The organism is Sphingomonas sp. SP6 (assembly GCF_058313435.1).
This window is the reverse complement of record NZ_JBZFLG010000002.1, coordinates 450,614-470,360: the sequence shown is the minus strand read 5'-3', so window position 1 is coordinate 470,360 and position 19,747 is coordinate 450,614. Positions and strand designations below refer to the sequence as shown.

The following is a 19,747-nucleotide window of genomic DNA, read 5'->3' as shown; positions in this document are numbered from 1 at the left end:
CGCGCGTCGTCTTGCCTTCGAAGGCCTTCGACTAAAGACCGCCTCGCCGAATTCTTCGCGACCCGCCCTTAGTCCCATGACGGACATCCCGCTCGTCGAGGTTATCGCGGCATCGCGGTCCGCACAAGCAACCGCGCCGTCGCTAGCCAAGCATCCGTCATGAGGTGGGCGGGCCGCGCGGCGCTGGATGTCAGGCCCCGACGGCCGCAAGCAGGTCCAGCAACGGAGCCTGGCTGGGGAGGATGTAGCGTCGCGCTTCGTCGATGCCGAACCAACGCACCTCGTCGACTTCCGGCACGGTGAGCTTCCTGCCGCTGCGTGGTGGCCAGTCGATCTCGATCGTGTTGCTGATGACCGCCGCCGGGTCGACGTCTCTCTCCGCTGAGAAGGCGACGACGGTCTTCCCCTTGGACTGCACGACTTCGCCGAGTGGATTGAGCTGACCGCCGATTTCGATCCCGAGCTCCTCGGCGACCTCCCTCCGCGCGGTCGTCTCGTCGTCCTCGCCGGGTTCGACCAGGCCCTTCGGGATCTGCCAGGCGCCAGCGTCCTTGTTCTGCCAGAACGGGCCGCCGGGATGCACGAGCAAAACCTCGAGGCGCCCCCGTTCCGTGCGATGCAGGAGGATGCCGGCGCTTCTCGCAGGCATCAGGGACGCTTCGGTTTCTTGGTTTTCTCGTCGGCCAGCCGGATCCACACGGGCGCGTGGTCGCTCGTCTTTTCCCAGCCCCTGACGTCACGGTCGACCTGCGCGTCGACCAGCCGTTCGGCGAGGGGCGGACTGAGTAGCAGGTGGTCGATCCTGAGCCCTGCGTTCCGGATGTAGGCGTTCCGGAAGTAATCGAAAAACGTGTAGATCGTCTCGTCCGGATGGACCGTGCGCAGCGCATCCGTCCATCCTTGTCCGGTCAGGCGGAAGAACGCCTCGCGGACCTCGGGCGCGAACAGGGCGTCGTCGAGCCAGCGCTCGGGCTTGTATACGTCCCGCTCGGTCGGCATCACGTTGAAGTCGCCCGCGAGCATCACCGGCAGGCCGGAGGCGAGCAGCGAAGCGGCGTGCTCGATCAGCTTCTCGAACCAGAGCATCTTGTACTCGAACTTCGGTCCCGGCCTGGGATTGCCGTTCGGCATGTAGAGCCCCCCGATCAGGATGCCGTTCACCGCCGCCTCGATGTAGCGGCTCTGCTTGTCGTCCGGGTCGCCGGGCAGTCCGCGCCGCGTCTCGTGGATCTCGCCCACCCGGCTGAGCATCGCGACGCCGTTCCAGCTCTTCTGGCCGTGCCAGATGGCGTCGTAGCCCAGGTCGCGTATCGCGCTCTCGGGGAACTTGTCCTGTAGCGCCTTCAGTTCCTGTAGGATGACGATGTCGGGCTGGGACTCCTCGAGCCACCGCAGCAGCACGGGGAGGCGGCCGTTGACGCCGTTCACGTTGTAGGTAGCGATCTTCATCCGGTCACAGATCGGGCAGGACCTGATCGGCGCGTCCCCAGCCGGACAGCGCTTTCGATCCCGCCCGCTTCACCAGTTCCGCCGCGTCGCCGATGTGGAAGTGGTTCGGCGCGACGATGGTCTCCATCTCCTTCCACGTGACGGGCACCGCGACGGGTGCGTTCTCGCGTGCACGCACGCCGTAGGGCATCACCGCCGTCGCCCCTCGCTGGTTGCGGAGGTAGTCGACGAAGATGCGGCCCTTGCGCTGCGCCTTCGGTAGCGCCGCAGTGAAGTTCTCCGGATCGCTTTGGGCGACGGCCTGCGCCAGACGATGGGCGAAGTCCTTGACCTCGGGCCACTCCGCCTGTGGCACGAGTGGGGCGATGACGTGGACGCCCTTGCCGCCCGTGACCATCGGGAAGGTCTCGAGCCCGATGGATTTCAGGATGTCGCGGAAGTGAAACGCCGCCTTGCGCACCGCTTCGAAGTCCAGTGCCTCGTCGGGATCGAGGTCGAACACGAGGCGGTCAGCCTTCTCGACGTCCTCGATCCGTGATCCCCACCCGTGGAACTCGATCGTTCCCATCTGCACGCAGGTCAGCAGCCCGTCGGCGGTGTCTATGAAGAGATACGGCTCCTCGTGCCCGTCCTTCTCCATGATGCCGACGTGCCTGACGGTGTCGCCGAAGCTGCCGGCGTCGTGCTTCTGGCAGAAGCACTTCTTGGCTCGACCCTGTGGACACCGGACCAGGCTCATGGGGCGGCTGCCTACCCATGGCAGCATGATCGGCGCCACGGCGGCGTAGTAGTCGGCGAGCTGCCCCTTCGTGATGCTCGATTCGGCAAAGATCACGCGATCGCGGTTGCTGATCTTCACGTTGGTCGTCGCGGGCGCCGCTATCTGCGCGACCGGTTGCTCCACTTCCAGCACCACCGCCTCGGGCTTCTTGTCGGAACGCAGGCCAAGGTAGCTCGGGTGCCGCAGCGTGCCCTCGTTGGTCATCTCGACGAAAGCGATCTCGGCCACCAGCCTGGGCTTCAACCAATGGGCGCCACGCACCTCGGCGCGGGGGGCCTCGACCGTCGGCTTGTCCTGCTCGAGCGGCCGCATCGTCTCCATCAGGCGGAATGTCTCCTCCGTGTTGAAGCCGGTTCCGACCTTTCCCGCGTAACGCAGCACGCCGTCCTCGTGCACGCCGAGGATCAGCGAGCGGAACAGGCGCGACTTTTCCGACGGCGTCCAGCCGACGACCACGAACTCCTGCCGTTTGATGCACTTGGTCTTGAGCCATCCGCCCGAGCGCGAGCCGACGTAGCGCCCATCCGCCTTCTTCGAGATGACCCCTTCCAGCCCCGCGTCGCAGAAGCTGTGCAGCAGCTTCTCGCCGCTGCCTTCGATGTGTTCGGAATAGCGCAGCCGATGGCTTCCCTCCGGCAGGATGGCGCGGAGCATCGCCTTCCTATCGGTGAGCGGCCGTCCGGTCAGGTCCTCGCCGTCGAGCTGCAGGAGGTCGAACCCGACGAAGTCGATGCTGGCAGGCGCGCCCTTCAGCGCGCCCTGCAGTGCCTGGAAGCTGGAACGCCCGTTCTCGTCCATGACGACCGCCTCGCCGTCGATCAGCGCCGAGCGCACGTCCAGACGCGCCGCCTCCTCGACGACGCCGGCGAACTTCTCGGACCAGTTGAGTCCCGAGCGCGTGTAAGCGCGAGCCTCTCCGCCACCTACCGCGACCAGCAGCCGGTAACCGTCGAACTTCATCTCATGCAGCCAGCGGTCGCCGGACGGGACGGTGTCGACGAGCGTCGCGAGCTGCACCGGCTGGAAAGGTGGCGGTTTCAGCTGGGCCGCCCGCCTTTGTCCGGCGGCGGCCTTCCGCGGGCGGGCTTCGGATCGAGGCGCTGCCATCGTCTCTAGACTCGCGGGACGCCCGACTCGTTCCGGCGCGCTGGAGACTCGGTCCGTCGCGGACGGCCTGGAGCTGGCGATCCCATGCAACAGGCTGGAATCCTGGTCGTTCTGTGCAGATGTTCCAGGAGAGAAGGTATGGCTGACGACAAGACCGCCCGCGGGCCGCAGGACAGTTCGCGCATCGCGATGGGCGAGGATTACGAGGTCGATTACTGGACCGGCAGGTTCGGCGTGAGCCGCGAGGAGCTGCAGAAGGCTGTCGACGAGGTCGGAAACGGTGCCGACGCGGTGGAACGACATCTGAAGGGTTGATCTAGCTCACCATCCGCAAGATCCTGCCGAACGCCTCACCCGGTTGATAACTGTCGGTGGCGTAACGATCTCTTCGTCATGGGGAGGATCGGCCGGAACCAGCCCTGTCCGTGCGGCAGCGCAATCAAGTTCAAGAGGTGCTGCGGTGATACGCGCGGGGCATCGTCCAACCCGATCGATCATCTCGATTGGCGCGACGTCGAACGCGCACGCCGTGGCGCCGAGGCGGTGAGGACGCGGAGGCTGCAGCAGCAGGGCCACGGTCGCCCGATCCTGTCGACCGACGTTGGCGGCCATCGTGTCGTGGTGGTAGGAAAACGGCTCTACAGTTCGCCGAAGTGGGTCACCTTCCACGATTTCCTGAAGGATTATCTCCTCGGAAGCCTCGGCCCGGCCTGGGCTAGCGCCGAACAGGCAAAGCCGGTGGCGGAGCGTCATCAGATACTGCGATGGTATGCGCAGGCAGCCGCGGACGCGCAGGCGCTGGTCAACCCGCGCGGCGTGACCAACGGCCCCATGACCGGGGCAATCCGGGCCTTCTTGAATCTGGCCTACAACATTTACCTCATCGCGCATCACGGCCAGGGCCAGGCGATGGCCGACATCTACCTCAGGCGGCTGCGAAGCACGCGCGACGACGACTTCTTCGGCGCGCTGTTCGAGACTTATGCCGCTGCGGCTTTTCTGAAGGCCGGCTTCTCACTGGACTACGAAGAGATCGAGGCCAGGGCGACCTCGTGCGTGGAGTTCGTGGCGACCTGGCCAGCGACGGACGAAAGGTTCTCGGTCGAGGTCAAGTCACGCGTCCACTCGGTGGAGCCAGGCGTGGCGGCAGAGCCGATCGATGAGGTCAAGCGGTTGCGGGTCGGCGCCAAGCTGGCCAAGGCGCTCGGCAAGCGTGCTGCTCACACCCGCGTCGTGATGATCGAGGTCAATGTGCCTGATCAGCTCAAGAGCGTCGGTATACTCGAGGGGTGGCCGGCCGCCGCGGTTCAGCAAGTCCGAGGCAACGAGCGCGCGAAGGGGCCGGATGGCGAGCCGCTGCCACCAGCCTACGTCTTCGTCACCAACCACGCCTTCCATAACGACCTGGTTGGCGTGGGCGGTAGCATGCAGGCGCTCGCGGTGGGATTCCGCATGGCGGACTTCGGTCCCGATGTTCGTTATGCGGGATATGCCGGAGTGATGGCGGCCCGCGCCCGGCACGCGCCGATGACCGCGCTCATCGAGTCGATGAAGACCCATTATGAGATACCGGCGACGTTCGAGGGTGAACTGCCGAGTGTATTCTCGGGCGACGGGCGCGCGCCACGCCTGCGGTTCGGCCAAACTTACCTGATCGCCGGCGCAAACGGCCAGGACCTTGTCGGGCGCCTCTACAATGCGACGGTGAACACGGCGAACGGCGAGGTGCACGCAGCCTACGAGTTAGAGGATGGCCGGCACATCATCGCTCGAGACAGCCTCGATGCCGAGGAACTGGCCGAGTACAACCGCTATCCCGACACTTTCTTCGGGGAAGTGTTGAAGCCTGGGGGCAAGTGCGACACCTTCGTCGAGTTGTGCGACTTCCTGTTCGAGACCTATCAGCACACGGCTCGCGAGAAGCTGCTCGACTTAATGGCTAACGCCAGCGACATCGAGCAACTGAGCATGCTGGGTCAGCGCGATCTGGCGATCACCTATGCCGAGCGGATAGGGAATGCCTTCAGGGCGAGGGCGGAGGCCGACGGCACGGGAGAGCGGCTAGCCTCGGAAGACGTCGCCTTCACCCCGACCTCAACGACAGAAGGCGGCGGGTAGCGGCGCGTCCTTCGCCGCCCCTGGCGACGCGCGGTAGGTGACACTGCCGTCCTGTATGCTGCGCAGCCGGGTCATCGTCGTCCGGCACTGGACGATGCCGGCCTCGAGCACGGCGCCGTCGACGGGCCGGGTTGCGATGTAGCTGGCAACGAGGCCGCCACTGACCCGGACCGGGTCCGCGCCGAAGAACGTGGCGATGTTCTTCGTGTTGGTGAGGCTACCGCCCGACTTCTCGACATGCACCCTCATCACACCGCCGATGCCCACCATCAGCAACTCGAGGCGGGCCGCGCGCGCGATCGGCACGACCCCCTGCGCGTCAGCGGACGCGACACGTGCGAAGAAGGTTTCGTAGCGCTTCCTGACGACATCGATGGCGGCAATCGCGGCTTTGTCGGCGTCGCTCGGTTTCCCGCCGTTGCCGGCGGCCAGCGAGTCGCGCTTGATGTGGGCGAGCGCGTCGAGGGTCGCCAAGTTGCCGAGCCGCGTGAGGAGTGGGGAATTGGACCCGTCGTTGGAGACATCGACCGTGCCGATGGCGGCTGCGGGGAGGCGCGCCCTGGTCTTGAGCGTGCCGGCGACGGCGGTCAGCAGCATCTGATCCGTCACGGGGACGTTCGCCGCGGTCACCTCCGTGTCCGCTCGCGCCATGCCCGCGATCGCCGAGATTATGGCGACGGCCCCCGGGATGAACTTGATCGTCTGTCCGCGCGTGGGGCCGCCGGGCTTGATGTCGAGCGCCTCGAACTGACGGGTGAGGCCGTCGATCTCGGCGGTGATCGACCCGACCAGGCCGAAGTCGAACGCGTCGTCGCGCGTCAGGAGCAGCACGTCACCCGCCGGCGCCTTTCCGGCGATGATCTCACCCGCCGCCGTGACGGCCGGCGCGGTCAGGAGCATCGCCTCCATGTCGCCGGCGTTGGCGTTCAGCTTCGTCGTGCCGGCGTAACTCGGGAGGCCGAGCGACGTGATCCGAAGGCGCTCGAGATCTGCCTGCGCCGTGATCTTGGCGGCCTCGGCCTTGAGCCTCTCGCTCTCCGCGGTCAGCCTCGTTGTGTCGGCGGCGGTCGCCGCATTCGGATCGTCCTGAGCGCTCGCTATCGGGGTGGAGCCAAGCGTGACGATGGCAAGTGCCATGCCGACGGCGCGTCGAGTCCTGCCCATGCGAAATCCCCCGTTTTCCCCGCCTTGCTCATAGCATCGAACGCCGTCATCGAGTAGCGGCGGACCGATCCAGTTCGGCTCGGCTCGCAATGCCTTCGGCGACGCGCGGGTCGCTCCCGCGGGGACAGTTATGGAGATGGCATCGGTGGTCGGTTCGCGATCTCGTGACGACTTGATCGAGGTCTTCCCGGACCTGGGCCCCGACGGCGCCAGGGCCGAGGCACGCGCCGCGCTCTCGGGTGCGGAAGTCCGTTATGCTTCGTTGGATGCGGCGTTCGACGAGCCTCGCATTTTGAGTGCGATCAAACTGTGGACCCTCAACAACGCGGCCATGGTCAGCCTGTCGCGCGCGCGCCACGACAAGGGCCACTGGCTGGCGAGACGGGAGGCGATCGACGAGCGTCACCGCTATCTAACCTCCGTCGGCGCTGTTGATGGCGATTTGGCTGCGGCTGCCGCCAAGTGGGTCGATGACCGCCTGGCAGCGATCGATGCGATCGAAAGATCCGGCCAGCAGTTCACCGAGGTCGATACGCTGTATCGCGGAGCTGCGATGCGGTCCGACCTGTTCGACGCCAAGTTCGTAAAGGGTGAGACGATCCGCTGGGAGCATCTCACCTGCTGCACGCTCGAGGCCGAATTCGTCCCCGTCCATTTCGCCTGGAAGCAGCGCCGCAAGCTGGCCGAGGCTATCGCGACCGCGGACGTCACGAGCTACTTGCTCGAGATCCGCATTGGTGCGCGGCCGCTGCCGCCGTTGGTCTGGACCGGCTTGGTCGTTGGCGACTTCGACGCGTCGACGTATCGGTGGCAGGCGGAGGTGGTTACTCCGCCGGGCTTCGCGTTCGTGGTCGTTTCTTCGGAGGAGCTGAACCCTGGTTCGCCAGACCGGCTCGTCTTGGTCAAAGCGGAGTACCTCCCGCAACCGCAAACCGATGCGGCGACCTAACCGCCGCAGCTGGGGACACCCGCCAGCGGCGGGCCTTGAGACTCTGCGGTCAGGCGATGGCGGAATAGCCTCTGGTCATTCGCCGCTCGGCGGTCACTCCCGCAGGAGCGATTGGAAGAACGCGGTCGCTGCGTGACTGGGGCGGCGAGCCCGATGCGTCACAACGCTGAAGTCACGTGCGGGAAGCGTGCATTCGAGCCGAGCGATCTTGCCCATTGCCAGCCGACACTCGGCAGCGAGATCCGACACGACTGCGATCATCTCTCCGGTGGCGGCAGCTTCCAGAGCGGCCTCGTTGGAGGGCATGGTGAGCCGAACGGAAAGCTCTTCCATCGCCAGGTCCACGCCGGCCAAGCTCGCCGCAAAATGATCGCGCGTGCCAGAGCCAGGTTCGCGCAGCACCCAGTCGGCGCCGCGCAGTTCGTCTGGCCCGATCGGCGCGCCGACCAGCGGGTGTTCTGGCGCGCTGTAGAGCCCGAGCCTGTCGCCCCCGATCCGCCGAACCAGCAGCCGATCATCCTCCACGGCGCTTTCGATGAGGGCGAGATCCGCATCCCCCGCCAGCACCGCGTGGACTGCCTGCGCGCTGTTGCCTGCCATCAACGGCAGATCGACACCCGGATGCAGCGCCACAAAGCGCGCCATACGGGCTGGTAGCCAATAGGTCGCGACCGTCTGGCTGGAAGCGATCCGGACCTCGCCACGGAGCAGGCCGGTCAGGTCATCGAGCACCCGGCGTGCTTCTTCCACCCGGGCCAGCACTGCGCGCGCTTCGGGCAGGAAGGCGCGGCCGCCGGCGTTGAGCTCGAGGCCTCGCCCTATTCGATCGAACAGCCGCGTGTCGTTCCGCGTTTCCAAAGCCGCGATCGCCGCGCTGACCGCCGGCTGGGTGAGGTGCAGCATTTCGCTGGCCACGCGCATGTTCAGGGTGTCCGCGACAACGACGAAAATGCGGAGCTGCTCCAGCGTCATTCAACTATTGTTTCTTATTGAATATCGAAAATCAATCGATTGGATTTGACCGACGTTGAACCCGATTTTGACGGCCATGGAAACCCCGCTTTTAATCCGGCGCCTGCTCCCCGGACTCGCCCTCGCCATCGCGGTCAGCCTTGTCGCCCTCGCGCTTGAGCGGTTCGAGACGTTCGCCACGGGTCGGCCCTGGCTTGAGGCTTTGGTCCTCGCCATCCTGATCGGCACCGCGATCCGCACCAGCTGGCGCATTCCCGGACAGTTCGACGCGGGTATCCAGTGCTCGGCAAAGACGCTTCTCGAAGCAGCAGTGATCCTGATGGGTGCGACGATCAGCTTCGGCGCGATTCTCGCTGCGGGGTGGACGCTGCTCATGGGCATTGCTGCCACGGTGGTGCTGGCGATCGTATCGAGTTTCGTGCTGGGCCGGGTACTTGGTCTCAGTCGCGACGTAGCTCTGTTGGTCGCCTGCGGGAATGCGATCTGCGGCAATTCAGCGATCGCCGCTGTGGCCCCGGTGATCGACGCGGATGCCGACGACGTGGGGACAGCTATCGCTTTCACCGCTGTGCTGGGCGTCGCGGTCGTTCTGCTGCTCCCTCTGGTCTCCGTCGGATTGCACCTGAGCGCGGCCGCCGGTGGCGTGCTCGCCGGGCTTACGGTCTATGCAGTGCCGCAGGTGATTGCCGCGACCGCACCGCTGGGGACCGCCGCGGTGCAACTCGGTACTCTGGTCAAGCTCGTTCGCGTGCTGACGCTGGGGCCGGTGGTGACCGGCCTGTCGGTGCTTCAACGCCGCCGTGCAGCTGCCTCCCATCCCGGCGCCCATGGGCATCTGCTCCCGGGGTTCATCCTGGCCTTCCTGGCTCTCGCCGCTGCCCGCTCGCTCTCACTTCTGCCGGACGCCGTGATCCCGCTTGCGCGGGGCGCCGGCAATCTCCTGACCGTCGTGGCGATGGCCGGGCTCGGGCTTGGCGTGGACCTGCGCCATGTCGCGGCCGCTGGTCCCCGCGTCACCCTGACGGTCACCCTGTCACTGCTGATCCTGGGTGGCCTAGCGCTGCTCGTGCTCCGCCTGACCGGGTTCGCCTGAGCGCTGGAAAACTCTGCTGCCTGCCGACGCACGCTATCTAGCGGGTTGCGCTTACCGGAAGTCGCGCGTCCTGACCTTGATGCCCTCGACCGGCTCTCCAGGGACGATGCCTGAGCCCAGGCGTAGATCCGGGATGTAGATGTCTCGCGGCCCCTTGCCGAGATGGCGCTCGGCGGGATCGCGCGGATCGGGGCCCATCCCATGCTTGACCACGTCGGCGCGGCTGACCCGGTAGACGTCGGCGACATCGGCACGGCCGCCTACGCTGGCGAGCATCGGCGACATGTCGTCCAGGCGGCGGGCGATGACGTGGATCACGTCGCCCTCGCGCTGCACCTGGCCGCGCACGCCCATCATCGACGCGCCGAGCACGGTCCGACGGTTGGCCTCGAAGATCTTGGTCCACACCACGAGGTTAGCCACGTCCGTCTCGTCCTCGAGCGTGATGAACATCACACCCTTCGCCGAGCCTGGCTTCTGCCGGACGAGCACAATCCCCGCGAGCTCGACTTATCGCCCATCCTTGACCTCGCGCAGCTGCGCGCACGTGATGATCCGTCGCGCCTTGAGCTCGTCGCGGAGGAAGGCGAGCGGGTGCGCGCGGAGCGAGAGTCCAGACGCCCGGTAGTCCTCGACCACTTCGGAGCCTTCGCCCATCGCGGCGAGCTCGACCGCCGGCTCGAACGCCTCTCGCCTCAGCTTGCCCGCGCGCTCGTCGGCGGCGGCGAACAGCGGCAGGGCGGCGTCACCGAGCCCTTTCACCTCCCATAGTCCCGAGCGACGGCTCTTCCCAATCGATCCGAACCCATCCGCATCGCCTATCCGGTCGAGCGCGCCCCGGCCCACGCCCGCGCGGCGCTGGATCTCCTCGACCGAGGTATAGGGCTGGTCGCCCCGCGCCGCGGCGATCGCCGCGCCGTCCGCGTTGGACAGGTCGCGCGCCATCCGCAAGCCGAGCCTGCGCGAGTGCGTCGGCGCCCTGCAGGACCTCGTCGGCGTGACCGCCGTCGACGTGTTCGGCGACGTGGACGCCACAAAGCTGCGGTCGTCCCTGACGCTGTTCGGCGAGGCGGGCGGCGGCCCGATCTTCGAAGCGGCGCATCGTCGCTGGTTCGGCGGCGCGCCCGATCCCGCCACTATCGCCATCCTCAATGCCCGAGGGGATCGGGACGCGTCCGGCTGATGGCTGGTCGGACGCCCGCCGGAGGATGGCGTCGCCGATGCGCAACGGGAACGACCCGATAGGCGCCGGCGGCCCGTTATCGGCGGGCGGGTGCTGGAAGCGCCGCCAGGGCGTCGAGGTAGGCGTGAAGGAACCGGGTCCCGAGGAACCAGCCGGCCTCGACGATCTCCCACAGGTCCCATATCCGGGCGTTCGCGCCGATCTGGCGGACGAACCTCGTCCGCGCGCGGCCGGATTTGAAGTCGTGCGCCACGACGGGCACGACGTGGCCGCCATAGTAGATCACGTCGATCTGCAGGCGCCGGCCATCGGCGCCTTTCCGCATGACCACCTCGGCTGGCTGGGAGGGCGGCGATGCGCGCAGCAGCGCGCAGATCCGCTCGTCCAACGCCTCGAGGCCTTTGGTCTCGGCGATGGCGCCCCACTCGTTCCAGAGGTCGCGTCGCTCGCCGAGCCATGCGCTCAGCGCATAGCGGTGTGCCGGCAGGTCGAACTGGTAGAACCACAGGGGTTCGACCTCACCGAGCGCGGAGGCTTCGCTGATGGCGTCGGCCGAGGCGAACACGATCATGTCATCGATCTCGTTGACCGTGAAGCCGAACTTCGGAGCGGCGGTGATTGTCTTGGTCAGCATGGTTGCGTCCTATGGAAAAGACGCGCGGCCGGGGGGGGACGCCGGCCGAAGCGGGGCCGTCGCCGTGTTGCCCGAATGCAACGCACGTCATGGTTGATTGTCGTTAAGCGCGAAAAGACCCGCCGCCGCGAACCACCTGTTAAGCAAGCCCTGCTAGGTGGATCGGCAACGGGGTCAGAAGCCTTTTTCCCCTCTACCGTTGAACTCGGTTCAACTGCACCCGAGGTGCACTTCTCTACGGCGACGCGATCGCCGGTGTCGCGGCCGTCGCCGCGGTCCCCAGCTCCGTGGATGGGGGGCGTCCGTGCCTGGTGCCCGGCGGTTGGCCGGCGCCGACGGATGCTCAGGGATTTTCGACTTCCCAGTTCCGCGCTATCCTCGGTCTGCTTCTGAAGCAGCGCATGTTCGCGAACACGGCGGCGACGCTCGCCGGTAGACGCGCACGCGGACAAACGACTGGCTCCTCGCCAATCACGGGACATGAAGGACGACGATGGAGGACGCGCTTTACTACGTGGTCAAGCTGGCCGAGCGGCCCAACGGCTTCCACGTCATCAGCGAGTCGAACCAGTGGACGATCTGGCTCGGCCGGAACATCCCAAGGACGCTGCACAAGGATGTCCGCGCCCGGCTCTCCTCGAACCTGAAGCATCTCATCGTCGGCCTGGAGCTCAAGGCGGCGTTGATCGAGCCACACCACAACCCGGGCCCCCGCGGTCGGCCGGTGCTCTTCGAACCTTACTTCCAGAACCTGATTCTGGAATTCTGCGTCGCTTCGTTCTCGGTGCTCGAGGGGCTGGGCTCGGCCCACTGGCTCGAGCGGGAAGGCCGCGACGGTGCGGATGGGCCCCTCATACGCAGGGACCGGTGGTTGCCGGCGCTACGCACCGTCTACGATCCGACCGGCGAACATGGGCTGGAGGCCAACGTCAACCAGACGCTGGCCGTCCGCGACCGCCTGCACCAGGACCGGCTGGGTGCCCGAGACAACATAGACTGGCACGCCTTCTCCTATGACGCCGCGTTCGCGCCCGCGTCGGCTGCGATCAGGACGCTCCTGATGAGGGAGGCCGAGGCCGTGCCGGCCGGCACGAACCTCCGGATCGCGCCAGAGGCTTAGCGCAGGCGGTTCTGGGTCGAGCATGTCGGAACACCGTTGCAATCATTTCATGATGTATATATATCCCCGGTATATTATCGGGGTGTCGTCATGTTCGCCGAGCTTGAGACTGCGAGTGGAGCACGCGAGAGGCCGATTGATCGGGCCCTCGCGGCCGGACTGCCCGAGGCGGGCGGGGAGAACCTGGCGCGGCTGAAGAGCGCGTTGCGGCGCGACGTCCGCGCGATGGCCGCGCTTCGCGATCTGGGTGTGGCGCCCGCCAGCGTGGAGCGTCTGCACCTCGGCATGAAGCAGCCCTATCGCTCGCGGGTGGAGGGCGTCGAGGTCAGGAAGGCGCTCTGCTTCCCGCTCCTCGGCGAAGGGATGCGGGCCGCTGGCCGGTATGCCTATCGCAATCTGCCCGGAGTGACTGAGAACGCGCCCGCTCCGCACGGATGGGGACCGGGTTCCCCGGTCGTCTACAGGCTCGGTTCCTTTTCGTCCGACGCGACCGTGCTGGTGATGCCGGACGTCGTTGACTGCTGGCGTATATGGCAGTGCGCGCGCGGCCAGTATGCGAACATGGCGTTCCTGTCCCGCTCGCACCCGGCGGGGTGGCCAGCGGAATGGTCCGATCCGTTCTTCTGGGAGCGGTTCGAGCGGGTCCTGCTGGCCCCGGGCGCGGGCTCCGCAGACTTTCTCGAGAAGGTCGCGCCACGTCTAGGGCGATCCTTGGAGGTGCTCCGGGCGCCGGCCCCGTTCGCCGATCTCGCAGACTTCTGCGCCGCGCCGCACCAACCCTCGATTGAGGATCTGATGGCGACCGCGCAGCCGTGGTCGATGCCGGTGCCCCGCGCCGCCGCGCTGATCCCGGAGGGCGCCATCGGACGCTTCGAGGCCGCGCCCGTGCGCATCACCGGCGCGTTCGCGGGCGGCTTCTCCTACTACCCTTTCGTCGTCGAGACGCGCGAGGTCGAGGAGTTGCGTGGCGGCGTCGGGCGGATCGTCCAGTCCTATGCCACGATGGTCGTCCGGTCCGACGGAAGCCTACTCACCGCGCATGCGCTGCCCGCGCCGCGCGGAACGCCCACCGAGCGCAGGGTGCTTGCGCTGAGTGACGGGACTAGGTTGCTCGAGGAGCCGGTCGCGGCGCGTCAGGGCACGTGGTCCTTCAAGGGTATCGAGGATTTCGTGGCGTGGCGCGTGGGCAAAGGGCCGCGGCCCTTTCGCGACCTGTCTGATCTGATTGCCGACATCGAGCGATACCTGGCGTCGCGCGTCTGGCTGCCGGGCGAGGACCAGCACCTTCTGGCCGCGCTGTATGTGGTGCTGAGCTTCGCTTTCCCGCTGTTCGACGCCATCCCCTTGATGCTCGTCCGTGGCGAGCGGGGCACCGGGAAGTCCGAACTTGGCGAGGCCATGGCGCGGGTCTCCTTCAACGCGGTGGTCGCGACCCAACTGCGCGCCGCCGGCATGATAAGGTTGCTGGACGAGACCCGCGGTCTGCTGGTCCTTGACGACATGGATGGTGAGGGACAGGCCTCGCTTACGGGAACAGGTGATCTCGCCCAGGCAGTCAAGACGAGCTACAAGGCCTCCACTGCGCGCAAGCCGGTCGCCGATCGCGGCGGCAAGGTCCGCACGGTGGACTTCTATGGGCCGAAGGTCATCACGAATACGCAGGGCGTCGACGATGTCCTCGGCTCGCGCATGGTCTGCATAAAGACATCGGCCAGACCTGAGCGCGATGTCGACCGACACTTCGGCGGTGACGACTGGACCGACGCGCGCACCGCCGCGATTCGTGATGAGTTGCACGCCTGGTCGATGGCCTGCGGCTCTGACCTGCGTGCCGTCTGGGAGAAGCTGCCGGGGTCCCGGACCGATCGGCAGCAGGAGATACTCGGGCCGTTGCGAGCGATCGCCCGGCTTTCAGGCGATGACGGCATCGTCAGCCGTCTTGAGGCATTGGTTCCAGGTTGCCTCGCGACACCGCCCGTCACCTAGACGCGCCATGCCCAGGTCAGGTTCGAACTTGGCTCGCCAGGTAGACCGCCTGCGCGGCCGAGCGTCCATGTGCGTCGATGTCGCCGCGCTGTTTTGAAACCGCCGCCACACCGTTTTCCACGCGATTTTCACGGACGCGGGTGTCACGCCGGCGCGCCATGAAGCTGATCGAGGCGGCATTAATGGACGCACATTCCCGATCTTTGCAGCCGATCGTTGATCCCTCGCATACATTTGACCGGTGAACCGCTGTCGTCGCCTCGGCGAACGCGCCGAAATCGCGGTCCAAAGCCTAATGGAACTTGCCGACAGTTAAGTGACATGGTGGTAGGCAGGAGGCGCGGCCGCGCGAGCCGCTAACCCACTCTAATACTACCGCAAATTCGGCCCAACCAGATCATACCATTAAGATTAGCGGAGTTTGGCGTGAGCGGCCTCCATTAAGGGCCGATCTGCCCCCATTATGCACTCGCGACCCTCCTGTCCGAGCCGCCCGCACACATCCCGGGAGCGGCCCGGTCCAGCGCCGTCGCCAGATAGCGGATGCCGCGTCCCACCAATCACGACTGGAGTTTTAGACATGGCGAATGAACTGCCTGCCGATCGGCTTGGCAATCCGTCGATCAAGCCCGCGATGTTGATGGCGAGCGGCATCTACGATGTCGCGCCCGAGGTTCTCACTTGGGCTGACGGGGTAGCCGAATTGGTCAGCGCCAGCCTGGCTGGAAGGCAGGCTCTGATGTTTGTCCGCGCCTACCGCCACCATGGTCGGGAACACCTTTCCTGCGACTTCGCGGACGATGAGGGCGAATGCGTGCACATCATGACCTTCATAGTCGATGACGGCTTCTGGCTTGGTCCGAACGAACCGCGCACCCCTGACCTGACGGAGGCCCTCTTCCTGGCCGGGCTGCTCGCAGAACGGCTTGGCGCAAAGACAGTGATCGACGTGACGTGTGGTTGATCGCTCAGGACGGCTGGATGAGTGCGAACTTGCGCGGGTCGCTGAAGCGAAGGACATCGGGGATCGCAGGGTCGCGGCGGGCGAGTACGTACGCTTGCGGCTTCACGCCCGATCCGCGCCATCGGCGTTGGGCATCGATCACGCGCGCCAGCACGACGGTCTTCTGAAGGGTGGACCAACGCGACGTATCGGCGATGATCCGGACGTGCCCGGCGACCGCGATCTCGATCGTGTCGGCGGTTTCGATCGGTGCCCGGTTAAGGAACAGGTCGCCGCACCAGATCCTGGTCGCGGCCTCAGCGGGCGGTTTGGTGAAGAACTCGAAGACGTCGAAGTAGTTCGTCCCCGGCACGCCGGCGACCGTGAGGTTCCAGCTCTTTCTGCAGCCCTTGATCGCCCAATGGAATCGGCACGCCCCCGTGAGGGAATGGCGCGTCGAGCTGTGGACGATGGGAACGTGGAGCGGCCCGTCCCCGTACCGCAGCTGGCTGGGAGCGGTCGGTTCCGGGAAGTCTATATGGTCGATCCACTTCTGCGGCTTGCCCATCCGGCCCCAGGAGAGCGTCTCCGGGCCGGACCTAGCCACTTCCTCGTAAAGACAGTCCGGGTCCAAGGGTTGGCGCGGATAGCGTTTGAAGTGAGCCGTGACCTTGTGCTTGTCGGGGTCGGCCCAGGCTGCCGGATAGATCCGGGCGCGGCACCCCGGGCAACGCCAGTCGATGCCGGTGACCTGCCAATGGTGGCGAATCTCGGTCGCATCCCTGATGTCGACCGTACCTGCGATGCGTCCCTCGTCCATGGACGTTATCGTACATGTCGAATGTTTCGAATACTACTCAGAACTAAAAAGAGGGTTCGATTTATAGTGTCGATGGATTCGTTGTTATCAATCGGCTCTGTAAGCAACATGCAAAATACATTTTGCATTTTTCTACTAAGTCCATCCTGAGACGTTTCAATCTGATACCATATGCAAACCGATTGCGTTTAGCGTTTACTTGAATTTTTCCGGTTTATGAGCAGATCGAACGAGAGAGGACGCAAGCTCCTGACAGATCGCGCATCGTGCCCGGTCGTCCTGCGCGCCTCTGGTGAGGTGTTGCGGTGTACAGGGACGGCATGGACGACGGCGCCACGGACGGAGGCGCATCCAACGATCTGCCGTCTCACGGTGGCGAAGCGAGTTTGGGGGACCACACGGCCTTCGAGCACCTTGGGGAAGTCGCACCGCCATCTGACTGGACGCAGGACCACCCGTTCGTCGCGTCGTTGATCGAGCGCCTGACCGCCGCGCGTGCGCTAGCTGCGTCCCTCTCAAACAAGTACGCGCTGCGCATCCTCGACCATCTCCTTGAGCGCGCGCGCGACGACGGGACGCTCGCCGGTGCGCAGGGCATCTCGCCGGAGGTGATTGGTGTGGCCGCCGGCGTCGGCACATACGCGATGCGCGAAGGCGGGCGTGGCAGGTTGGCGCTCGATCCATGGCTGCCGTTCTTCAAGGCGGCGGTGCGGGGCGTGGACGTGGCCGAGACGCCGCAGGACGAGTCGGCCAGCTACATCTCTCGCGTCCGCGCCCTCATCCGCGACAAGGCGAAGGAGGGAGGGACATTCGCCGCCGACAACATCGCCCGCACCCGTGCGTCGATGCGCGCGGTGTCGGACGAGACGGGCATCCCGTTCGGCAAGCTCCGCGGCAATCCCCACATCCGTGGTGAGATCCGCGACGCCATCGCGAGCGGTCTGGTCGCGATGGGCCGGGTGTACCGGCCGTCAGGCCCCGCCGTCTCGGCTGAACGGCTCGAGGAGCTCAGGGAGGTGGTGCTGTCCTTCGACGTCGAGGGTGGCAAGGTGCCCGAGAACCCCAATCGGCGCGGAGCGCCTGACTTCGACCGCATCGCCCAGCTGACCGGCAAGGAAGGGCCGAACGGAAAGGAGAACTACACCTATACGCAGTTCGTGCTCGGCATCGCGCGGCGACGCGGCACCGAGCTCCCCGGCGTGACGGCTTCGAACGACACATTCGCCAACCTCATGGTGTTCGGCCTCGACTGCATCGAGACCGAGCAGAAGGCCCGCGGCCTGACGACCTGGTCGAACGGCGTCGCCAATCACAAGTCGGCTCTGGAACGGTTCTGCCAAAAGCTCGACCTCACGCTCGAGGACGAGGTCGATACGGCGTTCGGCGAGGAGTTCGTGGATAACGTGACGTCTGCCGCCGATGGCCTGTCCGCGGGAAGCGCGGGCAACTTCAAGCGTGCGATGGGCAGGTGGCGGGAGCTGCGGGTGCAGCGGTTCGAGCTGCCCGAGCTCGAAGAGCATTTCGGGCCCGCGCTCAAGGCGCTGCGCGAGGCGCGGGGGTTCACCGTGCCCGCGCTCGCGCGCGAGGCCGACGTGCCGATCTCGACGCTGCGTGGCTGGGAGGGCGAGACCGTAGGCGTATCCGACGCGCACGTTGCCGCCGTGGCGCGTGTTGAGGTCAAGCTGAGCGCGCCAGCCGGAACGCTGCTCGCCAAGGCGACGCGGGTCAGCGCGCGCGTGGACCGGATCGAGGGTGCGACGGAGGAATACGTCGAGCTCCCCAGCCGCGTGCGCGATCTGCTTCCGCACTCGGCTGCCTTCTGGAAGGCTGAACGGCTCGAAGATGCGGTCGCGAAGGTGCAGCCGCTGCTGCGCGCTGGCACCGAGTTCGGCGATCTCATCCAGTTGACCCGGGCGGAGGAGAACAGGTTGGCGCCGTTCGCCCCGACCGACATGCTGAACCGTCAGCTCGATGCGTTCTGCACCTACAAGACGGTGCCGATGTCTTACCCGCTGCTGCGCACGACCCGTTGGATGTCGGACAACACCCGTGACAAGAGCATGGAGAAGCTCCGCAAGTGCGTTCGGTTCGCGACGACGCCGCAGGGTGATTCCGCCTGGTCTGGGCTGGGCCTCCCTCTCCAACATCAGACGATGGCGTGGTTCGCCGTCCCTACGATCACTTTGGCCTATCCCGGGCAGCGTGCCAAACGGTTCGAGGACATGGATTGGAAGGGCGAGGCACGCGGGACGTTCTACACGGAAGACGAGACAGGCTTCCTGGAACAGATGATCTCGCTCACCCATCCGACGATGGGCTGGCTAGTGCAAAATCCGGAGCTGGCCGATACGCTGGTACCACTCAACCAGACGCTGCCGCCGCAGTTTGACGACCTACTCCAGCTCTATTCCGCCGGTGGGCCCGCTCCGCTTCTACCCGAGGCGGAAGTCACAGCCATCCGGCGCGATTGGCCCGGTCACATCGAACGTTGCCATAAGCACTACGTGCAGGCCCGTTCGCGGGTCACGGAGATCGCACAGGTCTCCCGCAACCCGTATGAGAGCATGGCGGGCCTCATGCTCGCAGAAGAGCCGATGGCGGAATACTTGGCGCTGCTCTACGCGGCCGAGAAGCGGTGGAGTTGCCCCCGGACCGCGAGGCACCGCTGGTGCACCGACGTCCGGGATGCCGCGGTCACTCGCCTGGCGCCGATCACCGGATTCCGTCCCTTCAATCTGACGAAGGCCTTCACCTACACGGGGGACGAGCGGGGGCAGATCCGCAAGCTCGACGGCGTTTGGGACATCGAGGTCCCCTACAAGCTGTTCAAGAACTGGCCGAACTGCAGGCTGTTCGGCACCCGCACCGCCCTCAAGAACTTTCGCATGCAGCTGCGCAACGAGTGCGGGCTGTACGACGTGCTCGACACCTGGTTCTTCGAGGCACTGCCCGAACTTCGCGCCGAGGGTGAAGCGCGGCCCGCCTTCGTGAACCGCTACGGCGATCCGATGACGGTCGGTTGCTACGGCGACATGATGCAGGCGTTCGGCGCGAGGCACATCGCGTGGAACCCGGTCCTCGAGACCGGATTCCCCGGCGTCACCTCGATGAATCCCTACCAGGTGCGCCATCTGCGCGCGAGCGACACGCTCAAGAGCAGCACCGCCGCCAACCGCGTGGAGGAGGCAGCGTTCGCCATCCAGACCAGCGAGCGCATGATCGTCAATCATTACGGGTTCCTCATCCCCGAGCAGGCGATCCTGACCGGCTACGACACCTTCAGCGAGCAGGCGCGCAAGGCATGGAGCCGGATCCGCATCTGATGCGGATGTCCGGACGCATCCAGCGCTTGTGATCAGCGCTGTATGAATCGCCCGCCGCATGGGCGAGGTCGGATCGTGATCGGAGAATGCGGGCCACGGGCCCAA

Annotated in this window: 18 protein-coding genes and 1 pseudogene; 9 read left to right on the top strand and 10 right to left on the bottom strand. The window is 66.0% G+C overall.

Annotation, left to right across the window (positions count from 1 at the left end; genetic code table 11):
* Nucleotides 1–190 precede the first annotated feature (190 nt).
* Genes AC4GYY_RS07960 through ligD form a run of 3 tightly spaced genes read right to left on the bottom strand, consistent with a single transcriptional unit; the run spans nt 191 to nt 3,247 of the window.
* Nucleotides 191–649, bottom strand: coding sequence for an NUDIX hydrolase (locus tag AC4GYY_RS07960; RefSeq protein ID WP_491119734.1), 459 nt, complete (start codon nt 647–649; stop codon nt 191–193).
* Nucleotides 649–1,449, bottom strand: a complete 801-nt coding sequence (gene xth / locus AC4GYY_RS07955; RefSeq protein WP_491119733.1) for an exodeoxyribonuclease III — start codon at nt 1,447–1,449, stop codon at nt 649–651. The genes AC4GYY_RS07960 and xth overlap by 1 nt, the downstream gene beginning before the upstream one ends.
* A 4-nt stretch (nt 1,450–1,453) precedes the next feature.
* Nucleotides 1,454–3,247: a DNA ligase D gene (ligD, locus tag AC4GYY_RS07950; RefSeq protein WP_491119732.1), complete on the bottom strand. Its 1,794-nt coding sequence runs from the start codon at nt 3,245–3,247 to the stop codon at nt 1,454–1,456.
* A gap of 228 nt (nt 3,248–3,475) precedes the next feature.
* Here ligD and AC4GYY_RS07945 point away from each other — a divergent pair, with 228 nt between their 5' ends.
* Nucleotides 3,476–3,652 carry a DUF3606 domain-containing protein gene (locus tag AC4GYY_RS07945; protein ID WP_491119731.1) on the top strand — a complete coding sequence of 59 codons (177 nt, stop codon included), beginning with the start codon at nt 3,476–3,478 and terminating at the stop codon, nt 3,650–3,652.
* Between the two features lie 78 nt (nt 3,653–3,730).
* A complete protein-coding gene (locus AC4GYY_RS07940; RefSeq protein ID WP_491119730.1) occupies nt 3,731–5,455 on the top strand; it encodes a YecA family protein in 1,725 nt (574 codons plus the stop codon).
* Here AC4GYY_RS07940 and AC4GYY_RS07935 read toward each other — a convergent pair.
* Nucleotides 5,432–6,592 (bottom strand): hypothetical protein, encoded by a 1,161-nt coding sequence (locus tag AC4GYY_RS07935; protein ID WP_491119729.1) that lies wholly within the window; start codon nt 6,590–6,592, stop codon nt 5,432–5,434. The two genes, AC4GYY_RS07940 and AC4GYY_RS07935, sit on opposite strands and share 24 nt — an antisense overlap.
* Nucleotides 6,593–6,791: 199 nt before the next feature.
* Here AC4GYY_RS07935 and AC4GYY_RS07930 point away from each other — a divergent pair, with 199 nt between their 5' ends.
* Entirely contained in the window at nt 6,792–7,568 is a 777-nt protein-coding gene (locus AC4GYY_RS07930; RefSeq protein ID WP_491119728.1) for a hypothetical protein, read from the top strand.
* 93 nt (nt 7,569–7,661) lie between these two features.
* On the opposite strand, the gene AC4GYY_RS07925 is transcribed toward AC4GYY_RS07930, so the two are convergent.
* A complete protein-coding gene (locus AC4GYY_RS07925) occupies nt 7,662–8,540 on the bottom strand; it encodes a LysR family transcriptional regulator (protein WP_491119727.1) in 879 nt (292 codons plus the stop codon).
* 76 nt (nt 8,541–8,616) lie between these two features.
* On the opposite strand from AC4GYY_RS07925, the gene AC4GYY_RS07920 reads away from it, so the two are divergent.
* Nucleotides 8,617–9,633 carry a YeiH family protein gene (locus AC4GYY_RS07920; RefSeq protein WP_491119726.1) on the top strand — a complete coding sequence of 339 codons (1,017 nt, stop codon included), beginning with the start codon at nt 8,617–8,619 and terminating at the stop codon, nt 9,631–9,633.
* A 51-nt stretch (nt 9,634–9,684) separates the two neighbouring features.
* On the opposite strand, the pseudogene AC4GYY_RS07915 reads toward AC4GYY_RS07920, so the two are convergent.
* A pseudogene (locus tag AC4GYY_RS07915) lies at nt 9,685–10,131 on the bottom strand (OB-fold nucleic acid binding domain-containing protein); the annotation flags it as partial.
* A gap of 12 nt (nt 10,132–10,143) precedes the next feature.
* Nucleotides 10,144–10,578, bottom strand: coding sequence for a hypothetical protein (locus tag AC4GYY_RS07910; protein WP_491119725.1), 435 nt, complete (start codon nt 10,576–10,578; stop codon nt 10,144–10,146).
* Between the two features lie 52 nt (nt 10,579–10,630).
* Here AC4GYY_RS07910 and AC4GYY_RS07905 point away from each other — a divergent pair, with 52 nt between their 5' ends.
* Complete coding sequence (locus AC4GYY_RS07905; protein WP_491119724.1) at nt 10,631–10,816, top strand: DUF1810 family protein; 186 nt, start codon at nt 10,631–10,633, stop codon at nt 10,814–10,816.
* Between the two features lie 76 nt (nt 10,817–10,892).
* On the opposite strand, the gene AC4GYY_RS07900 is transcribed toward AC4GYY_RS07905, so the two are convergent.
* Nucleotides 10,893–11,450, bottom strand: coding sequence for a hypothetical protein (locus AC4GYY_RS07900; protein ID WP_491119723.1), 558 nt, complete (start codon nt 11,448–11,450; stop codon nt 10,893–10,895).
* A gap of 493 nt (nt 11,451–11,943) precedes the next feature.
* Between AC4GYY_RS07900 and AC4GYY_RS07895 the strand changes: the two genes are divergently transcribed.
* Together AC4GYY_RS07895 and AC4GYY_RS07890 are read left to right on the top strand one after the other, a co-directional pair.
* Nucleotides 11,944–12,570 (top strand): hypothetical protein, encoded by a 627-nt coding sequence (locus AC4GYY_RS07895; RefSeq protein ID WP_491119722.1) that lies wholly within the window; start codon nt 11,944–11,946, stop codon nt 12,568–12,570.
* Between the two features lie 90 nt (nt 12,571–12,660).
* The gene (locus tag AC4GYY_RS07890; protein WP_491119721.1) at nt 12,661–14,556 is read left to right on the top strand and encodes a hypothetical protein; all 1,896 of its coding nucleotides are present in this window, start codon (nt 12,661–12,663) and stop codon (nt 14,554–14,556) included.
* Between the two features lie 16 nt (nt 14,557–14,572).
* Here AC4GYY_RS07890 and AC4GYY_RS07885 read toward each other — a convergent pair whose 3' ends face one another.
* Nucleotides 14,573–14,845 (bottom strand): hypothetical protein, encoded by a 273-nt coding sequence (locus AC4GYY_RS07885; RefSeq protein ID WP_491119720.1) that lies wholly within the window; start codon nt 14,843–14,845, stop codon nt 14,573–14,575.
* A gap of 291 nt (nt 14,846–15,136) precedes the next feature.
* On the opposite strand from AC4GYY_RS07885, the gene AC4GYY_RS07880 reads away from it, so the two are divergent.
* On the top strand, nt 15,137–15,520 hold the full coding sequence (locus tag AC4GYY_RS07880; protein ID WP_491119719.1) for a hypothetical protein: 384 nt from the start codon (nt 15,137–15,139) through the stop codon (nt 15,518–15,520).
* A gap of 4 nt (nt 15,521–15,524) precedes the next feature.
* Here AC4GYY_RS07880 and AC4GYY_RS07875 read toward each other — a convergent pair whose 3' ends face one another.
* The gene (locus tag AC4GYY_RS07875; protein WP_491119718.1) at nt 15,525–16,319 is read right to left on the bottom strand and encodes a hypothetical protein; all 795 of its coding nucleotides are present in this window, start codon (nt 16,317–16,319) and stop codon (nt 15,525–15,527) included.
* A gap of 320 nt (nt 16,320–16,639) precedes the next feature.
* Here AC4GYY_RS07875 and AC4GYY_RS07870 point away from each other — a divergent pair, with 320 nt between their 5' ends.
* Nucleotides 16,640–19,642: a helix-turn-helix domain-containing protein gene (locus AC4GYY_RS07870; protein WP_491119717.1), complete on the top strand. Its 3,003-nt coding sequence runs from the start codon at nt 16,640–16,642 to the stop codon at nt 19,640–19,642.
* The last annotated feature ends 105 nt before the right edge of the window (nt 19,643–19,747 follow it).

Excerpts from the sequence above, each read along its gene's own strand:
- xth (WP_491119733.1), bottom strand. The coding sequence starts at position 1,449 with ATGAAGATCGCTACCTACAACGTGAACGGCGTCAACGGCCGCCTCCCC.
- AC4GYY_RS07945 (WP_491119731.1), top strand. The coding sequence starts at position 3,476 with ATGGCTGACGACAAGACCGCCCGCGGGCCGCAGGACAGTTCGCGCATC.
- AC4GYY_RS07895 (WP_491119722.1), top strand. The coding sequence starts at position 11,944 with ATGGAGGACGCGCTTTACTACGTGGTCAAGCTGGCCGAGCGGCCCAAC.
- AC4GYY_RS07960 (WP_491119734.1), bottom strand. The coding sequence starts at position 649 with ATGCCTGCGAGAAGCGCCGGCATCCTCCTGCATCGCACGGAACGGGGG.
- AC4GYY_RS07870 (WP_491119717.1), top strand. The coding sequence starts at position 16,640 with ATGGACGACGGCGCCACGGACGGAGGCGCATCCAACGATCTGCCGTCT.
- AC4GYY_RS07880 (WP_491119719.1), top strand. The coding sequence starts at position 15,137 with ATGGCGAATGAACTGCCTGCCGATCGGCTTGGCAATCCGTCGATCAAG.
- AC4GYY_RS07935 (WP_491119729.1), bottom strand. The coding sequence starts at position 6,592 with ATGGCACTTGCCATCGTCACGCTTGGCTCCACCCCGATAGCGAGCGCT.
- AC4GYY_RS07940 (WP_491119730.1), top strand. The coding sequence starts at position 3,731 with ATGGGGAGGATCGGCCGGAACCAGCCCTGTCCGTGCGGCAGCGCAATC.
- AC4GYY_RS07875 (WP_491119718.1), bottom strand. The coding sequence starts at position 16,319 with ATGGACGAGGGACGCATCGCAGGTACGGTCGACATCAGGGATGCGACC.
- AC4GYY_RS07925 (WP_491119727.1), bottom strand. The coding sequence starts at position 8,540 with ATGACGCTGGAGCAGCTCCGCATTTTCGTCGTTGTCGCGGACACCCTG.
- AC4GYY_RS07900 (WP_491119723.1), bottom strand. The coding sequence starts at position 11,450 with ATGCTGACCAAGACAATCACCGCCGCTCCGAAGTTCGGCTTCACGGTC.
- AC4GYY_RS07910 (WP_491119725.1), bottom strand. The coding sequence starts at position 10,578 with ATGGCGCGCGACCTGTCCAACGCGGACGGCGCGGCGATCGCCGCGGCG.
- AC4GYY_RS07890 (WP_491119721.1), top strand. The coding sequence starts at position 12,661 with ATGTTCGCCGAGCTTGAGACTGCGAGTGGAGCACGCGAGAGGCCGATT.
- AC4GYY_RS07920 (WP_491119726.1), top strand. The coding sequence starts at position 8,617 with ATGGAAACCCCGCTTTTAATCCGGCGCCTGCTCCCCGGACTCGCCCTC.